Genomic DNA, 16,271 nt, shown 5'->3' with positions numbered 1-16,271 from the left:
GGCATGGCTTGCGCCCAGCGGCAGGTCGCCGGCCGCCACGAAGGCGCGCCCGAGGGCTGCCATCTGCGCATCCCTGCCCGCCGGTGCCAAAAGGGTGACGCCATAGGGCACGCCGGTGGGCGCGATGGCGGCGGGCACGGCGATGCCGCACAGGTCCATGAGGTTGACGAAATTGGTGTAGGTGCCATTGCGCGAATTGAGGCGCACCGGATCGGCCAGCACCTCCTCCACCGTATAGGCGCTGGGGGCGGTGGGCAGGAGGAGGCCGTCGATGGCGGCCAGCACAGGGGCCACCTGCGCCCGCAATTCCTTCAGCTTGTACATGGCGCGGAAGGCGTCGGCCGCGCTCGCCTTGCCGCCCGGCTCGGTGATGGCGCGGGTGACGGGATGGAGCGCCTCGGGCGTGGTGGCGAGCAGCTTCTCCGCCACGATCCAGCGCTCCGCCACCCAGGGGCCCTCATAGAGCAGCCGGGCGGTCTCGGCGAAGGGGGCGAAATTGATCTCCTTCAAGGTCGCGCCGAGGGCTGCGAAGCGCTCCAGGGCCGCCGCGTAGGCGGCGGCGGCGTGGGTGTCGCCGAAGAATTCGCGCTGGGCTTCCGGCAGCACCCCCAGCACGAAGGCGGGTGGCGCGGCGGCGAGCGGGCCGAGGGGCAGGTCGCGGGACCAGGCATCCTGCGGGTCGAAGCCGGCGATCACGTCCAGCACCGTCATGGCGTCGTCCACCGTGAGGGCGAAGACGGAGATGCAGTCCAGCGTCTTGCAGGCGGGCACGAGGCCGGTATTCGGCACGAGGCCGAGGGAGGGCTTCAGCCCCACGATGTTGTTGAGCATGGCCGGCACCCGGCCGGAGCCGGCGGTGTCGGTGCCGAGCGAGACCGGCACGATGCCGGCGGACACCGAGGTCGCCGAACCGGAGGAGGAGCCGCCCGGCACCAGCGCCGGATTGAACGCGTTGCGCGGGATGCCATAGGGCGAGCGCACGCCCACGAGGCCGGTGGCGAACTGGTCGAGATTGGTCTTGCCGATGATGAGGGCGCCCGCCGCCTTCAGCCGCGCCACGGCGGTGGCGTCGCGCTCGGGCGTGTAGGCGAAGGCGGGGCAGGCGCAGGTGGTGGGCAGCCCGGCCACGTCGATATTGTCCTTCACTGCCATCGGGATACCGTAGAGCGGCAGGGCGGTCTCGCCGCTGGCTTCCAGCGCTGCGGCTTCCCCCAGCAGGTCGGCTTCGGGGCGCAGGGTGATGAACAGGGCCGGATCGTCGTGCACCGCGATGCGGGCATAGACGGCGCGCACCGTGTCGGCGACGGAGCGGGCGCCCGACCTGTGGGCGCTGAGGAGGCTGGCGACGGTCTGCATGCTCTAACCCGTGTTCGGCCGCACCGCGCGGCAGGCGAGGCCTAGCAGGAAACGAGCCACATGTATGCAATTTTAGATTTTATATTCTGATGCAAATGTTTGTGTAAGTTAATACGGCCCGGACGGTCCTTCCGGAACCGGCGTCGGGCCGCTATCGAAGCATCATTTGCCTAATAGTTGTGCGCCGCAGGGCGCGGGCCTCAGCGGCCGGGCCGGTCTCCGGCCTCCGGCGACAGGGTCCGCCCGGGAGGAGCTTCGGGCGAGGTCGTCGGTGGCGGCGGGTTGCCGGTGGGGGCGGCGATGTTGGCCGGGGCCGTTTCGCTGGGCTCGGGCGTGCCGCGGTTGGAGAACATGTTCGCCGCGAACAATGCGAGCACGAGCACGATGGCTGCGGCGACGAGTACGCCGTTGCGGTGCATGGGGATCTCCCTTGTCATGGATCTCCCAGGACCAACGCGCCGGAGCGGCCGCCGGTTTCCTTTGCGGCCACGCCCTTCCCGCGCGGGGAGAGGGCATGGCGCGCGGCAGCCTCAGTCGCGGAACACCACGGTGCGCGAGCCGTTCAGCAACACCCGGTCCTGGAGGTGCCAGGAGATGGCGCGGGCGAGCACCCGGCGCTCGATGTCGCGGCCCTTGCGCACCAGGTCGTCGGGCGAATCCTGGTGGGAGATGCGCTCCACGTCCTGCTCAATGATCGGCCCTTCGTCGAGGTCCGAGGTCACATAGTGCGAGGTGGCGCCGATGAGCTTCACGCCGCGGGCGTGGGCCTGGTGGTAGGGCTTGGCGCCCTTGAAGCCGGGCAGGAACGAGTGGTGGATGTTGATGCACTTGCCCGAGAGCTTGGCGGAGAGCCCGTCGGACAGCACCTGCATGTAGCGGGCGAGCACGGCCAGCTCCGAGCGGGACGCCTCGAAGATCTCCCAGATCTTCGTCTCCTGCTCCAGCTTGGTGGCCTTGGTCACCGGCAGGTGATGGAAGGGGATGCCGTCGAAATCGAGATGGGCATAGGTCTCGCGCGGATGGTTGGAGACGATGCCGGTGATCTCCATCTCGATCTCGCCGATGCGCCAGCGATAGAGCAGATCGGCGAGGCAATGGTCGAACTTGGAGGCCAGGAGCATCACGCGGCGCTTCTCCGCCACGGCGCGCATGGTCCAGGTGAGGTCGAATCCGGCGGCCACGGCGGCAAAGCCCTCGCGGATCTCGGGCAGGGTCGCCTCGCTCGCCACCACGTTGAACACCACGCGCATGAAGAAGCGGTTGGTTTCCGTATCGTCGTACTGCTGGGCCTCGAGGATGTTGCAGCCCTTCTCGAACAGGAAGGTGGACACCCCCGCCACGATGCCCGGCCGGTTGGGGCAGGAGAGGGTGAGGATGAAGTGATCGCTCGGCGTGGTCATGGTGATGCGTCTTTATCTGGCGCGCCGCGCGCCGTGGCGCAGGCGGTCGCGTGAGGAACGGGAAGGGTACGGAAAGGCGGGTGGCGCGCGCCGCGCTGCGGTCAACCTCGGCCGGTGCCGGCGAGGGCGAAGCCGAACTCGGCCGCGCTCACGGTCAGCCAGCGCAGGAAGGCGGGCGCGAACGAGCGCCCCACCGCGAAGCGGTAGGTTGCGCCATCCCTCTGCCAGAAGGTGACGCCCACATGGGAGACGACGGTGGTCGCTGCGTCTCCCGCCCGGAAGACGGTGGGCTCAAGGTCCACGGTCACGCCCTTCTCCAGCGCCGCGCGCGCCCTCTCGCCGCAGATGTCGAGGATGAGATGGGCGTCGCTCTGGTCGGTGATGGCGGCGAGGCCCTGCGCCATGCCGGCGAGGCGCGCCACGAGGTCCGGCCCGCTCATGCCCTCGGCGAGGACGAGCCAGCGGCCGGGGCCTGTTCCCACCGCCTCCAGCCCCGCCCCGCCGCTGGAGCGCGGTGCGTCGGCCAAAGGCAGGCCCGCCGCCGCGCAGGCGACGATGAGGCGCCCGGTGGCGCCCTTGCGGGCCACCAGGGTGGCGGCGGCAAGGGGGCTCGCGCTGGTGTTCGCCGCGCGCGCGGAGACGCCCGTAGCCCCCTCCGGGCCATAGTGCCCCTCCGGCACCAGGCGGGTGGGGGCGATGTGTTCCAGCAGGTCAGACACGCTGCTTCTCCCCTTGCGGGTCAATGAAAGCGGGAGAGCACACCTCGACCTCCATGTCACCGCCCCGCACCGGGTCATAGGCGCGCACCTTTTCGCCCATGCGTTCCGGCCCGCGCTTCAAAAGGCCGAGGCCGATGAAGTGGCCAAGGGTGGGCGAGAAGGCGGTCGAGGTCATGTAGCCCTCGTCATTCTGCGTGGTCGCAGCCGCGCCGACTTTGAGGAAATGGGCGCCGGCACGCAGCCGCGCGGCGCGGTCCACCGGCTTGAAGCCGACCAGCGTCGGCCGGTCCGGGTCGGCGAAGGCGGGCCGCCCGGCCATCACCCGGCCGATATAGTCCTTCTTCGTGGACGCCATCTTGGCCAGGCCCAGGTCGCGCGCGCAGGTCTGGCCGTTGAGCTCGCTGCCGGAGACATGGCCCTTCTCGATGCGCATCACGCCCAGCGCCTCCACCCCATAGGGCGTGATGCCGAACGGCGCGCCCGCCGCCATCAGCGCCTGCATCAGCGCCGCGCCGTGGCGGGCCGGCACCGCGATCTCGTAGCCGAGTTCCCCGGAGAAGGAGAGGCGGAAGATGCGCGCCTCAACGCCGCCCATCACGCTGCCCTGCGCCACCCCCATGAAGGGCAGGCCGGCATTGGACACGTCCAGCCCGTCCACGATCTTGCCCAGCACCTCGCGGGAGCGCGGCCCGGACACCGCGATCTGCGCCCATTGCTCGGAGACCGAGGCGAGGCACACATCCAGCTCCGGCCACAGCACCTGAAGGCAGAATTCCAGATGCTGGTAGACCTTGGCGGCATTGGCCGTGGTGGTGGTCATTACATAATGGTCGTCGGCGAGTCGCGCGGTGGTGCCGTCGTCCATGACCAGGCCGTCCTCGCGCAGCATCACGCCGTAGCGCGCCTTGCCTACCGCCAGCGTCGAGAACATGTTGATGTAGACGCGATCGAGCAGCACGCCCACATCCGGCCCCTGAAGGTCGATCTTGCCGAAGGTGGACACGTCGATGACGCCGACGGCTTCGCGCGTCGCCTTCACCTCGCGGTTCACGCTTTCCAGCCAGTCTTTTTCGCCGGGCTTGGGAAAATAGGCGGCGCGCATCCACAGGCCGGTTTCCACGAAGACGGCGCCCTGCGCCAGCGCCCACTCATGGGTCGGGGTGGGACGGGCCGGCTTGAAGTCGATGCCGCGATGGTGGCCGGCCAGCACGCCCAGCGCCACCGGCGTATAGGGCGGGCGGAACACGGTGGTGCCGGTGGCGGGAATGCCCTTGCCGGTCAGCTCCGCCATCAAGGCGAGGCCGGCCATGTTGGAGGTCTTGCCCTGGTCGGTGGCCATGCCCAGCGTGGTGTAGCGCTTCAGCAATTCCACCGCGCGGAAGCCTTCGCGATGGGCGAGGGCCACGTCCTTGGCGGTCACGTCGTTCTGCTGGTCCACAAACGCGGAGCCCTTGCCCTGCACATGGAAGAAGGGCTTGAACCCGGTGGGCGAGCCCTCCGCCTGCGGGGCCGGCGCCGGGGATGCGGCGAAGCCCGCGTCAGAAGCCGCCGATGCGCCGAGGCGCGTGCCTTCCGCGAGGCAATCGGCGAGGGCGAAGGTGCCCGCCGCCGCGCCCGCCACCGCCATGCCGGGGGGCACCGCGCCGGGGACGAAGGCGGCGATGTCCTCGCGCCACACGGGCTTGCCGCCGAGATGGCAGGTCAGGTTGAGGTTGGGCGTCGCGCCGCCCGACACGCCGAGGGCTTCCACCGTCAGCGTCTCGCTGCCGCGCGGCGTGCGCACAGTGATGGATGTCAGGCACTTGCCCGAGGTCGCCACCACCTCGCCCTCGGTGATGACGCGCACGCCCAGCGCCTTCGCCCGCGCCGCCAATGCGTCGGGCAGGGCCGGGCGTACGTCGATGATGGCGTCGAGCTTCAGGCCCGCTTCCGCCGCATCGAGGGCGGCGGCCACCGCATGGTCGTTGGTGGAGAAGACGGCGGCGTTGGCCCCGGCGCCCGCGCCGTAGCGCGTGGCGTAGGTGGCGAGCGCCAGCGCCGACATGACCCCCGGCCGGTCATTGCCCGGGAACACGATGGGCCGGTCGAAGGCGCCCGCCGCCAGCACGCAGCGCTTCGCCACGATCCGCCACAGGCGCTGGCGCGGCTGGAAGGGCAGGGGGGCGGGCAGATGATCGCCCACGCGCTCCACGGCGCCATATTCGCTGCCGTCATAGGCGCCGAACACGGTGGTGCGCGGCATCAGGCGCACATTCGGCAGGCTTGAAAGCTCGGCCTCAGCCCGCGCCACGAAATCGAGGGCGGAACCGCCGTCGATCACCGCGCGCTCGGAGAGCAGCCGGCCGCCGAGGCGGAAATCCTCCTCCGCGAGGATCACCCGCGCCCCGGAGCGCCCCGCCGCCTGCGCCGCCGCAAGGCCGGCCGCGCCGGAGCCGATGACGAGCACGTCGCAGAAGGCGGTGGCTTTCTCGTACGTGTCCGGGTCCGGCGCGTCGGGGGCGCGGCCGAGGCCGGCTGCGCGACGGATGACTGGCTCGTACAGCTTCTCCCAGAACGCAGCGGGCCACATGAAGGTCTTGTAGTAGAAGCCCGCGCCGAGGAAGGGCGAGACCAGCCGGTTGACGCTCAGCACGTCCACATCAAGCGAGGGCCAGCGGTTCTGGCTCGCGGCTTCGAGGCCGTCGTAAAGCTCCACCGTGGTGGCGCGGGTGTTGGGCTCGCGCCGGGCGCCGGTGCGCAGTTCCACAAGGGCGTTGGGCTCTTCGGAACCCGCCGTCACCACCCCGCGCGGGCGATGATACTTGAACGAGCGGCCCATGAGCCGCACGCCGTTGGCGAGCAGCGCCGAGGCCAACGTATCGCCGGGATGGCCGGTGAAGCTTTTGCCATCGAAGGCGAAGGACAGGGTGCGGCTGCGGTCGATGAGGCCGCCATCGACGAGGCGGGTCATCGACCGCCCTCCCCGGTTCCGGCGAAGGCCACGGCGGTGATGGCGTGGGTGCGGGTATCCCGCGTCACCTTCAGCCAGCGGCGGCAGCCGGCGGAATGGTACCAAAGCTCATCCATGGGCCCGGCGGGATTGTCCCGCTCGTAGACATAAGAATGGAAGGCCTCGGCCGCGTCTGGGGCTGAGGGATCGGGACGGGTCGGCGCGGCGTCGCCCAGATAGGCGAATTCGTGGGAGGAGCGCGCGCCGCAATAGGGACAGGGGATGCGCATGTCAGTGCAGGTTCGGCTGGGCGCCGACCCCCTTCTCGTCGATGATGTGGCCGGTGCGGAAGCGGTCGAGGCGGAAGGCCGCGTTCAAGGCGTGCGCCTCTTCCCGCGCGATGGTGTGGGCGAAGCACCAGCCGGAGGCCGGCGTCGCCTTGAAGCCCCCGTAGTTCCACGCCGTGTTGAGATAGAGGCCGGGCAGCGGCCCCACGTCGATGATGGGCGAGCCATCCATGGACATGTCCACGAGGCCGCCCCAGGCCCGCAGCATGCGCAGCCGGCCGATGAGCGGCATCACCGCCATGCCGCCCTCCGCCACGTCCTCCACCACCGGAAGGTTGCCGCGCTGGGCGTAGGAATTGTAGCCGTCGATATCACCGCCGAAGACGAGGCCGCCCTTGTCGGACTGGCTGACGTAGAAATGCCCCATGCCGAAGGTGATCACCCCCGGCACCAGCGGCTTCAGCCCCTCAGAGACGAAGGCCTGCAGCGCATGGCTCTCGATGGGCAGGCGCAAATCCAGCAGCCGGGTGAGGCGGGAGGTGGAGCCGGCCACCGCGAGGCCCACCTTCGGCGCGCGGATGGCGCCGCGCGTGGTCTCCACCCCGACCACCGCATCGCCCTCGCGGATGAAGCCGGTGACTTCGCAATTCTGCACGATGTCCACGCCGAGGCGGTCGGCGGCGCGGGCATAGCCCCACACCACCGCATCGTGCCGGGCGGTGCCGGCGCGGGCCTGCATCAGCCCGCCCTTGATGGGGAAGCGTGCATTGTCGAAATCGAGGAAGGGGGCGAGCGCGCGCACCTGCTCGCGATCGAGCAGCTGGGAGTCCGCGCCGGCGAGGCGCATGGCGTTGCCGCGCCGGGCATAGGCGTCGCGCTGGCCGTCCGAGTGGAACAGATTGATGATGCCGCGCTGGGAGACCATGGCGTTGTAGTTGAGGTCCTGCTCCAGGCCCTCCCACAATTTCATGGACCACTCGTAGAACGGCTCGTTGCCCGGCAGCAGGTAGTTGGAGCGGATGATGGTGGTGTTGCGCCCGGCATTGCCGGAACCCACATGGGCCTTCTCCAGCACCGCGATGTTGCGGATGCCGTGCTCCTTGGCGAGGTAATAGGCGGTCGCGAGGCCATGGCCGCCGCCGCCCACGATGATCACGTCATAGGTGGGCTTGGGCGCGGCATCCCGCCAGGCGGGCTTCCACCCGGTCTGGCCGTTGAGCGCATTGGCGATGAGGCTCAAAAAGGAATAGCGGGACATCGGGCACTCGCCTTGGGGCACGCGCTTGGGGCACGCGTTTGGGGCACGCGCTTGGGGACCCCTCGGAAGCCTCTATACCTCGCCGCCTAACGAGGATTAATATAAATCCTGCTTATAGTGTGCCCCTGAGCCCCGGACTGGCATCGTGCGCGAGCTTTTTCCCTTCGACCTGAAGGCGCTGGAGATCTTCCTCGCGGTCTGCGAGGCCGGCGCCATGGCAGGGGCGGCGCGGCGGCTCGGGCTCACCCAGCCGGCGGTGTCGCAGGCGGTGGCGGAGCTGGAGGGGCGCATGGGCGTCGCCCTGTTCGACCGCAGCGTGCGGCCGCTGGGGCTCACCGCCGCCGGCGGCGTGCTGCGGCAGAAGGCCAGCGCGCTGCTCTCCGAGGCGCGGCAGATCGTGCCCGCTTTGAAGGAGACCGAGCACGGCCGCCTGCCGCTGATCCGCGCCGGACTGGTGGATTCCCTGTCGCGCGCCTTGTCGGCGCCGCTGGCGGGTTGGCTTTCCGGGGTGGCGGAAGAAGTGTCGCTGCTGGCGGGGCTCACCGCCTCCCATGCCAGCGCGTTGCTGTCGCGCCAGCTCGACCTCTTGGTGGGCGTGGATGAGCTGGCCGACATCGAGGGGCTGGAGCGCTTCCCCCTCTTCACCGAGCCCTATGTGCTGCTGCTGCCGGCCGGCGAGGCGGCGCCGGCGCGGGTGGAGGATCTGGCGCAGCTCTCCCGCCGCCTGCCGCTGGTGCGCTTCTCGGCGCGCTCCAAGACCGGCATCGAGGTGGAGCGGCACCTGCGGCGCCTCAAGCTCGACCTGCCGCGCCGGCTGGAGTTCGACACCCCCTATGGGGTCACGGCCATGGTGGCGGCCGGGGAGGGGATGGCGGTGACGACTCCGCTCTGCCTCTACGAGGCGGGGATGGATTTTTCGCGCTTTGCCTGCGCGCCGCTGCCGGGTCCGGCGCTTTCCCGCAGCCTCACTTTGATCGCGCGGCGTCAGGAACTGGGCCGCCTGCCACGGGAGGTGGCCGCCTTCTGCCGGGGGGCGCTGGAGACAGAGGTGCTGCCGGGCCTTCGGGCCGTCTTGCCGTGGCTCGCGGCGCTGTCGACGGCCGAATAAGCGAGGCTCCGGGCGCAGCAAGCACACGGTTCTGCGGGACGGGCCATGCCAGCGACAAAGGTCCCGGAGTTGCCTCCGGGGCCCGTCGAGCAGCGGGAGCGACTCCGCGGCTCAGATGTCGAGCGTGTTGTCCCGCTCCCACTGGGTGAGGTGGCGAGAATAGGCGTTCCATTCCTCATGCTTCAGCTTGAGATAGCCGGAGACGAAGGGCTGACCCAGCCGCTCGCCCAGCACGCGGGATTTTTCCAGCGCGCGCAGGGCATCGAGCATGTTCAGCGGCAGGCGCTTGGCGCCCTTCACCTTGTGTCCGTCCGTGTACATGTTGATGTCGAGGCGCTTGCCGGGATCGCGCTGGTTCTCGATGCCGTCGAGGCCCGCCGCCGTGAGGCCGGCCTGGAGCAGGTAGGGGTTGGCCGCGCCGTCGGCGAGGCGGAACTCGAAGCGGCCCGCGTCCGGAATGCGGATCATGTGGGTGCGGTTGTTGCCGGTGTAGGTCACCGTATTCGGCGCCCAGGTGGCCCCCGAAATGGTGCGCGGCGCGTTGATGCGCTTGTAGGAATTCACCGTGGGATTGGTGATGGCGCACAAAGCGTCCGCATTGTGGATCAGCCCGCCGATGAAATTGTAGCCGAGCTGCGAGACGCCCAGCTCGCCCTTGGGATCGGAGAAGGCGTTCTTGCCCTTCGACCACAGCGAGACATGGGCATGGCAGCCCGATCCGGTGAGGTTGATGAAGGGCTTCGGCATGAAGGTGGCGCGCAGCCCGTGCTGTTCTGCGATCGACTTCACCATGTACTTGAAGAAGACATGCCGGTCCGCGGTGAGCAGGGCGTTGTCGTAGTTCCAGTTCATCTCGAACTGGCCATTGGCGTCCTCGTGGTCGTTCTGGTAGGCGCCCCAGCCGAGCTTGAGCATGGCATCGCAGATGTCCTTGATGACATCGTAGCGGCGCATGAGGGCGGACTGGTCGTAGCAGGGCTTTTCCGCCGTGTCGGACGTATCCGAGATGGACTTTCCGTCCGGCGTGATGAGGAAATACTCGCACTCGACGCCGGTCTTCACTTCGTAGCCCAGCGCCGCCGCGGCGGCGAGCTGCTTCTTCAGCACCGTGCGCGGGGCCTGCGCCACTTCCTCGCCCGCCATGTAGAGGTCGGCGGCGAGCCAGCCGATCTCCTCCTTCCACGGCAGCTGGATGAGGCTTGAGGGATCGGGCACCGCGAACAGGTCCGGGTCGGCCGGCGACATGTCGAGCCAGGTGGCAAAGCCCGCGAAGCCGGCGCCTTCCTTCTGCATGGGGCCGATGGCGGCGGCGGGCACGAGCTTCGCCCTGAGGCCGCCGAACAGGTCCACGTAGGAGATGAGGAAATACTTGATGCCGCGCTCTTTCGCGATCTTGGCGAGGTCGAGGCCGACATTTGCGGAGACGGCTGCGCGCCCTTCCGCCTCCCGTGCGATTTCGGTGGTGCGTGTCATGGGTTCGATCCCTGGCAGGAAGGTCTTGGGTTTTCTAGTATTTTATGAAGGCCGCGCCGTTCGAGCGGCGCGGCCGAATTCATGTCGCTGGGGCTCAGTAACCGCCGGTGCGTCCCGGGATCCAGGAGGTGCCGGCCAGCGGCACGCCGGCCATGGCGGCGGCCTCCACCGTGAGGGCGACGAGGTCCTCCGGCTCCAGATTGTGCACATGGCTCTTGCCGCAGGCGCGGGCGATGGTCTGCGCCTCCAGCGTCATCACCGAGAGATAGTTGGCGAGGCGCCGTCCGGCCTTCACCGGATCGAGCCGGGCGGAGAGCGCCGGGTCCTGGGTGGTGATGCCGGCGGGGTCGAGGCCCTCGTGCCAGTCGTCATAGGCCCCTGCGGTGGTGCCGAGCGCCTGGTATTCGTCCTCATACTGGGGATCGTTGTCGCCCAGCGCCACCAGCGCCGCCGTGCCGATGGCCACCGCATCGGCGCCCAGCGCCAGCGCCTTGGCCACGTCCGCGCCGGAGCGGATGCCGCCGGAGACGATGAGCTGCACCTTGCGATGCATGCCGAGATCCTGCAGCGCCTGTACCGCCGGGCGGATGGCGGCGAGGATGGGCAGGCCCACATTCTCGATGAACACATCCTGGGTGGCCGCGGTGCCGCCCTGCATGCCGTCGAGCACCACCACGTCCGCGCCCGCCTTCACCGCCAGCGCGATGTCGTAATAAGGGCGGGAGGCGCCCACCTTCACATAGATGGGCTTTTCCCAGTCGGTGATCTCGCGCAGCTCCTCGATCTTGATCTCGAGATCGTCCGGGCCGGTCCAGTCGGGATGGCGGCAGGCCGAGCGCTGGTCGATGCCTTTGGGCAGGTTGCGCATGGCGGCGACGCGGTCGGAGATCTTCTGGCCCAGCAGCATGCCGCCGCCGCCAGGCTTGGCGCCCTGGCCGATGACGATCTCGATGGCGTCCGCCTTGCGCAGGTCCACCGGGTTCATGCCGTAGCGCGAGGGCAGGTACTGGTAGACCAGGGTCTGCGACTGCCCGCGCTCCTCTGGCGTCATGCCGCCGTCGCCCGTGGTGGTGGATGTGCCCACCGTGGAGGCGCCGCGGCCCAGCGCTTCCTTGGCCTGGGCCGAGAGCGCGCCGAAGCTCATGCCGGCGATGGTCACCGGGGTCTTCAGCGTAATCGGCTTCTTGGCGAAGCGGGTGCCGAGCACCACCTCGGTGCCGCACTTCTCGCGATAGCCCTCCAGCGGATAGCGCGACATGGAGGCGCCGAGGAAGAGCAGGTCGTCGAAGTGGGGCACCTTGCGCTTGGTGCCGCCGCCGCGGATGTCATAGATGCCGGTGGCCGCCGCGCGGCGGATCTCCGCCAGCGTCGCCGGATCGAACGTGGCCGAGAAGCGGGGCGGGGTGCGGGGCACGTTGGAATGAGCGGTCATCGTCTCGGCCCTCAGTACGCGGACGCGTTGTCGACGTGGAAATTGTAGAGCTGCCGGGCCGAGCCGTAGCGCTTGAACGCGGAGACATCGACGGTGCCTTCAAGGCCGGCGGCCTTCAGCTTCTCCGCCAGCAGCGCCTTGTGCTCGTCGCGCAGCTCCTTCTCGATGCAGTCGGCGCCCAGCGACTTGACGGAGCCGCGCACGAACAGCTTCGCCTCATAGAGGCTGTCGCCCAGCGCCTCGCCGGCATCGCCCAGCACGATGAGGCTGCCGGACTGGCCCATGAAGGCGCTCATGTGGCCCACCGAGCCCTTCACCACGATGTCGATGCCCTTCATGGAGATGCCGCAGCGGGCCGAGGCATTGCCGTCGATTACCAGCAGGCCGCCATGGCCGGTGGCGCCGGCCGCCTGGCTGGCATCGCCGCGCACATGGACGAAGCCGCTCATCATGTTCTCGGCAAGGCCCACGCCGGCATTGCCGTGGATGATCACGGAGGCCTCGGCGTTCATGCCGGCGCAGTAATAGCCCACGTGGCCCTCGATCTCGACGGTGAGGGGGGCATTGATGCCCACCGCCACCGCGTGCCGGCCATTGGGGTTCAGCACCCGCCAGCGGCGGGCGTTGCTCTCGCCGGTGGCGGCGTGCAGCGCCGCATTCAGCTCGCGCAGGGAGGTGGCGGCGAGGTCGAAGGTGAGGTCGGGGGAGATGGCGTTCACTGGGCGCGCTCCCAGAAATAGACGGTGGCGGGTTCCGGCTCGAACACACGGGCCCTGGCGATGCCCGGCAGGTCCACCAGGGCGCGGTATTCCGAGCCGAAGGCCACATACTGGTCGGTCTCGGCCATCACGGCGGGCTTGCAGGCGATGGGATCGCGCAGCACGCCGAAGCCGTTCTCGGTGCCCACCACGAAGGTGAAGAAGCCGTCGAGGTCGTTGAGGCCGGCTTCCAGCGCCTGGCCCAGGGAGGCGCCCTGCTTCATCCGCCAGGTGAGATAGCCGGCGGCCACCTCGCTGTCGTTGTCGGTCTCGATGGCGATGCCCTCGCGCTTCAGCGCGCGGCGCAGCGCGTTGTGGTTGGAGAGCGAGCCGTTGTGCACCAGGCATTGGTCGGCGCCGGTGGAGAAGGGGTGGGCGCCGGCGGTGGTCACCGCGCTCTCGGTGGCCATGCGGGTGTGGCCGATGCCATGGGTGCCGCGCATGCCGGGCAGGCCGAAGGTCTGCGCCACGGATGCGGGCAGGCCCACCTCCTTGAAGATCTCCATGCGCTCGCCGGTGCCGACGATGGCCACCTCCGGATGGCGCTCCTTGAGGAAGGCGCGCACCGCCGCTTCCCGCGCGGCGGGGATCTCGACGATGGCATGGGTGCCGCGCACGGCGAGACCCGGCAGGCCGGCGGCCGGGAGCGAGAGGCCGGCCGCGAGCGCCTCGAAGTCGTAGGACGCCGTGGCGCGCAGCGAGAGCTTCACCTTGTCCTTCGCGCCGCTGCCATAGACGGCGAAGCCCGCGCTATCGGGGCCGCGATCCGTCATGACGCAGAGCATGGAGGCGAGCATGGCCCCGAGCTCGCCTTCGAGCTTGGGGTCCTTCAAGAAAAGTCCGACGATGCCGCACATGGCGCTGTCACTGTCTCCATTCCGGGCCGCGCGGGCGACCTTGGGATGAAGAAGTACGCCGAACGACCTGGGGCGTCAACGTAAAAGAATAAAGTTTTCGCTTGAGGAAAATAGACCCGCGCCCGACGTGACGGCGGGGCGGTGCCGAGGGCGCGCCTCAGTGCCGGTCGCGGCCGTAGACGATGATGGAGAGATAGGTCATGGGCCGCTTGATGAGGTCTTCCGGGCCATGCGCCGCGCCGGAATCGAACATCAGGGAATCGCCCGGCCGCAGGTGATAGGTGCGGTCCGCGTGGCGGTAGAGCACCTCGCCCGAGAGCATATAGATGAATTCCACGCCGGCATGACGGAAGCCGGTGTGGGGCGCGGCCTCCTCCGACAGGGTGATCAGGTAGGGCTCCACCACGATGTCGCCGCCGAGCCCGTGGCCCAGCAGCTCATACTGGTGGCCCACCTTGGTGCCGCGCCGCTCGATGATGACGCCCTGGTGGGCGCGCACGAACGAGCAGTCGCGCCGCTCCTCGAAGGCGGAGAACAGGGTGGTGATGGGCACGTTGAGGGCCTTGGAGATGGCCTGCAGCGTGGCGAGGGAGGGGGAGATCTGGCCGTTCTCGATCTTGGAGAGCATGCCCACGGAAATGCTGGCCGCGCCGGCAAGGTCCGACACGGTGAGATCGAGCTCGCGCCGGATGGAGCGCACCTGAACCCCCAGCGCCTGCTCAAGGGTCACCGCGGTCGCGGCGGGCGCGCCGGAGCCGGTCACATAGTCCTCGGGCTCGTGCGGCAACTGGGCCTCCACGGCCCCCTTCACCTTCCTTTCGGCCACGCTTTCCCCCGTACGCTCATCCGCCCAGCATCCAGACAAGGAGTCCGGGCGACACCACTCGTGCTTGAGTAATCATTGTGCCAGCTTCCGACGGAGAAGACACGGCGAATCCGTCGCCGGCCTGACGCAGGGGCATCTTTCCGGCGGGTCTGCGGTTCCGGCCCCGGCCTGGCTGACGGTCCGGGCGCTCGGTTGGAAGCGATCCGTGGATGGGATGATGCGAAAAGCGCGGCTGGGCGGGAGGTTTCAGGGCACGGTCGGATGGGTTTTCCACAGTTGGTCCCGACGCGCGCCTGCCGCGCGTGGCGCCTATGGACAGGCGCCGACTTCCTGACTATACACTCGCGGCTCCAAACGGCGCTGCCGCCGGATGGACGCCCAGGTAGCTCAGTTGGTAGAGCATGCGACTGAAAATCGCAGTGTCGGTGGTTCGATTCCGCCCCTGGGCACCATCGCTTCCTTGGAAGCCTTTTCCGACAAAGACTTAGTTAGGCTTTTTGTCCCACTTTCGTTGGCCGGCGAAACAGGTGGGACATTCTCGTTCGCCGTCAGCTTGAGCTGCGCGGACTTCGCCAGTCGCTTCTGGCTCGCCGAACGGGTGTAGCGGTCAACCTCCTTCGATGTGCGGTGGCCGGTGAAGGCCATGATTTCCCGGTCGCTGGCGCCGCTTTCCGCGAGGTGCGCCGAGAAGTATTTCCGGAGCCCGTGGGCAGAGCGGCCGACAAGGCCGGAGGTGCTGCACCAGTCCCGGAATTTGTTGCCGAACGCCGCGGTGGAAGCGAAGGGCCGGCCCCAGTCGTTCACGAGGAACGTCTTTTGCTCCGGCGGCAGGGTCTTCAGCACCGCCTGAAGCTCGGGGCTGATCGGCAGCGTCAGGGTCACCGGCTTGCGCCGGCGATTCTTCCATTGCGTGAACGTGATGTTGCCCGCCTGCACCATCTCCGGCCCAAGGCGGTGGATGTCGGAGATGCGCTGCCCAAATTCCACGAAAAGCATCAACGCAAGCCGCGCCACGGAGCCGGCGGGGTGGGCGGCCTCGAACTTCGCAACGTCCGCCGCCGTCCACGCGGGGATGCCATCCGGACGCACCGCAGGCAGATATGGCACCTCCTTCGCCGGGTTCGTGTCGGCGAGGTCGCAGTCGACGGCAAAAGCAAAGAGCTGGCGCAGTGCCTTCACCATCGAATTAGCCGCGCCGGGCGTGTCCATCTTCTTGTCGCGGATGCCGCGGACATGGCGCGGCAGCATGGCGCGGAAGGGCAGGTCCCCGTAAAGCTTGCTGGAGGACGTGGCCTCCTGGCAAAGCCGGTCAAGAATCGAGCGACGGACGCGACGCGTCGTCTCGTCGAGGCCACGGAACTCCGCGCTTTTGAAGTAGCGTTCACATAGTGAGCGCAGGGAGCCGGCCGAAGCTGGCATCTTTTCTTCCCGCGCGCCGGCCTTCACCGGCTGGATACCGGCCAAGGCATCGCGATAGGCAGCCCAGAACGCCGCAGACCCATACTCCTCCCGAAGGCGCACCTTGGGCTTTTCGGGCAAGCGCACGTACCAGCGCACGTTGCCGTGCCTGTCCTTGTCGCGGGAGAGATGGGGCGGGTTGGGCCTCGGCATGTCAGACCGCTTCATCCCAGGGGTTCGGCGCCTCGTCGTCGGGAATGACCGGCGCAGGCGGCGGCGCAGGGTTCTCAGCGACCAGCACCAGCGTGCCGCCCGGCTCGATTTCGACGCGAGGATTCGGGTAGCCCGCGGCCCGCGCGGCCTTGAGCAGGCGAGTGACATCGGCCTGACAGACGAGCGCGGGTCGCTTGGGCATGGGTCTCTCCCCTCAGATCGCCACGCCGTTGAGGCGCACGCGGACGGTGGCGGCG

Annotated in this window: 13 protein-coding genes, 1 tRNA gene and 1 pseudogene; 2 read left to right on the top strand and 13 right to left on the bottom strand. The window is 68.8% G+C overall.

Features of this window, described 5'->3' with window-relative positions; genetic code table 11:
- The 7 genes from atzF to K9U40_RS18020 all read right to left on the bottom strand — a co-directional run.
- Positions 1 to 1,356, bottom strand: a 1,356-nt coding sequence (gene atzF, locus K9U40_RS18050; protein ID WP_282891523.1) for an allophanate hydrolase, incomplete at its 3' end; no start/stop codon positions are given.
- A gap of 200 nt (positions 1,357 to 1,556) precedes the next feature.
- The gene (locus K9U40_RS18045; protein ID WP_282891522.1) at positions 1,557 to 1,793 is read right to left on the bottom strand and encodes a hypothetical protein; all 237 of its coding nucleotides are present in this window, start codon (positions 1,791 to 1,793) and stop codon (positions 1,557 to 1,559) included.
- 93 nt (positions 1,794 to 1,886) lie between these two features.
- Positions 1,887 to 2,756 carry a formyltetrahydrofolate deformylase gene (gene purU / locus K9U40_RS18040; RefSeq protein WP_282891521.1) on the bottom strand — a complete coding sequence of 290 codons (870 nt, stop codon included), beginning with the start codon at positions 2,754 to 2,756 and terminating at the stop codon, positions 1,887 to 1,889.
- Between the two features lie 101 nt (positions 2,757 to 2,857).
- Positions 2,858 to 3,475 carry a sarcosine oxidase subunit gamma gene (locus tag K9U40_RS18035; RefSeq protein WP_282891520.1) on the bottom strand — a complete coding sequence of 206 codons (618 nt, stop codon included), beginning with the start codon at positions 3,473 to 3,475 and terminating at the stop codon, positions 2,858 to 2,860.
- Positions 3,468 to 6,425, bottom strand: coding sequence for a sarcosine oxidase subunit alpha family protein (locus K9U40_RS18030; protein ID WP_282891519.1), 2,958 nt, complete (start codon positions 6,423 to 6,425; stop codon positions 3,468 to 3,470). The genes K9U40_RS18035 and K9U40_RS18030 overlap by 8 nt, the downstream gene beginning before the upstream one ends.
- Positions 6,422 to 6,694 (bottom strand): sarcosine oxidase subunit delta, encoded by a 273-nt coding sequence (locus K9U40_RS18025; protein WP_282891518.1) that lies wholly within the window; start codon positions 6,692 to 6,694, stop codon positions 6,422 to 6,424. Before K9U40_RS18025 ends, K9U40_RS18030 begins: the two co-directional genes overlap by 4 nt.
- A 1-nt stretch (position 6,695) precedes the next feature.
- Positions 6,696 to 7,949 (bottom strand): sarcosine oxidase subunit beta family protein, encoded by a 1,254-nt coding sequence (locus K9U40_RS18020; RefSeq protein WP_282891517.1) that lies wholly within the window; start codon positions 7,947 to 7,949, stop codon positions 6,696 to 6,698.
- Positions 7,950 to 8,094: 145 nt separating this feature from the next.
- Here K9U40_RS18020 and K9U40_RS18015 point away from each other — a divergent pair, with 145 nt between their 5' ends.
- Positions 8,095 to 9,057, top strand: coding sequence for a LysR family transcriptional regulator (locus tag K9U40_RS18015; RefSeq protein ID WP_282891516.1), 963 nt, complete (start codon positions 8,095 to 8,097; stop codon positions 9,055 to 9,057).
- Between the two features lie 111 nt (positions 9,058 to 9,168).
- On the opposite strand, the gene glnT is transcribed toward K9U40_RS18015, so the two are convergent.
- The 5 genes from glnT to K9U40_RS17990 all read right to left on the bottom strand — a co-directional run bounded on the left by glnT (position 9,169) and on the right by K9U40_RS17990 (position 14,403).
- Positions 9,169 to 10,530, bottom strand: coding sequence for a type III glutamate--ammonia ligase (gene glnT / locus K9U40_RS18010; RefSeq protein WP_282891515.1), 1,362 nt, complete (start codon positions 10,528 to 10,530; stop codon positions 9,169 to 9,171).
- A gap of 94 nt (positions 10,531 to 10,624) precedes the next feature.
- Positions 10,625 to 11,962: an FMN-binding glutamate synthase family protein gene (locus K9U40_RS18005; RefSeq protein ID WP_282891514.1), complete on the bottom strand. Its 1,338-nt coding sequence runs from the start codon at positions 11,960 to 11,962 to the stop codon at positions 10,625 to 10,627.
- Between the two features lie 11 nt (positions 11,963 to 11,973).
- On the bottom strand, positions 11,974 to 12,681 hold the full coding sequence (locus K9U40_RS18000; RefSeq protein ID WP_282891513.1) for a protein glxC: 708 nt from the start codon (positions 12,679 to 12,681) through the stop codon (positions 11,974 to 11,976).
- On the bottom strand, positions 12,678 to 13,577 hold the full coding sequence (locus tag K9U40_RS17995) for a class II glutamine amidotransferase (RefSeq protein ID WP_282891512.1): 900 nt from the start codon (positions 13,575 to 13,577) through the stop codon (positions 12,678 to 12,680). The genes K9U40_RS18000 and K9U40_RS17995 overlap by 4 nt, the downstream gene beginning before the upstream one ends.
- Positions 13,578 to 13,734: 157 nt before the next feature.
- Positions 13,735 to 14,403, bottom strand: coding sequence for a helix-turn-helix domain-containing protein (locus K9U40_RS17990; RefSeq protein WP_282891511.1), 669 nt, complete (start codon positions 14,401 to 14,403; stop codon positions 13,735 to 13,737).
- Between the two features lie 376 nt (positions 14,404 to 14,779).
- Between K9U40_RS17990 and K9U40_RS17985 the strand changes: the two genes are divergently transcribed.
- Positions 14,780 to 14,855, top strand: a tRNA-Phe gene (locus tag K9U40_RS17985).
- Between the two features lie 142 nt (positions 14,856 to 14,997).
- Here K9U40_RS17985 and K9U40_RS17980 read toward each other — a convergent pair.
- Positions 14,998 to 15,585: pseudogene (locus K9U40_RS17980) on the bottom strand (tyrosine-type recombinase/integrase); the annotation flags it as partial.
- Positions 15,586 to 16,271 lie beyond the last annotated feature (686 nt).

It is taken from the genome of Xanthobacter autotrophicus (assembly GCF_030015065.1).
Lineage (GTDB): Bacteria > Pseudomonadota > Alphaproteobacteria > Rhizobiales > Xanthobacteraceae > Xanthobacter > Xanthobacter autotrophicus_D.
Note: the sequence above shows the minus strand (reverse complement) of the source record. Positions and strands in the feature narration are given on the sequence as shown.

Coding starts and splice junctions, on each gene's coding strand:
- K9U40_RS18045 (WP_282891522.1), bottom strand. CDS start 1,793: ATGACAAGGGAGATCCCCATGCACCGCAACGGCGTACTCGTCGCCGCA.
- purU (WP_282891521.1), bottom strand. CDS start 2,756: ATGACCACGCCGAGCGATCACTTCATCCTCACCCTCTCCTGCCCCAAC.
- K9U40_RS18030 (WP_282891519.1), bottom strand. CDS start 6,425: ATGACCCGCCTCGTCGATGGCGGCCTCATCGACCGCAGCCGCACCCTG.
- K9U40_RS18025 (WP_282891518.1), bottom strand. CDS start 6,694: ATGCGCATCCCCTGTCCCTATTGCGGCGCGCGCTCCTCCCACGAATTC.
- K9U40_RS18020 (WP_282891517.1), bottom strand. CDS start 7,949: ATGTCCCGCTATTCCTTTTTGAGCCTCATCGCCAATGCGCTCAACGGC.
- glnT (WP_282891515.1), bottom strand. CDS start 10,530: ATGACACGCACCACCGAAATCGCACGGGAGGCGGAAGGGCGCGCAGCC.
- K9U40_RS18005 (WP_282891514.1), bottom strand. CDS start 11,962: ATGACCGCTCATTCCAACGTGCCCCGCACCCCGCCCCGCTTCTCGGCC.
- K9U40_RS17995 (WP_282891512.1), bottom strand. CDS start 13,577: ATGTGCGGCATCGTCGGACTTTTCTTGAAGGACCCCAAGCTCGAAGGC.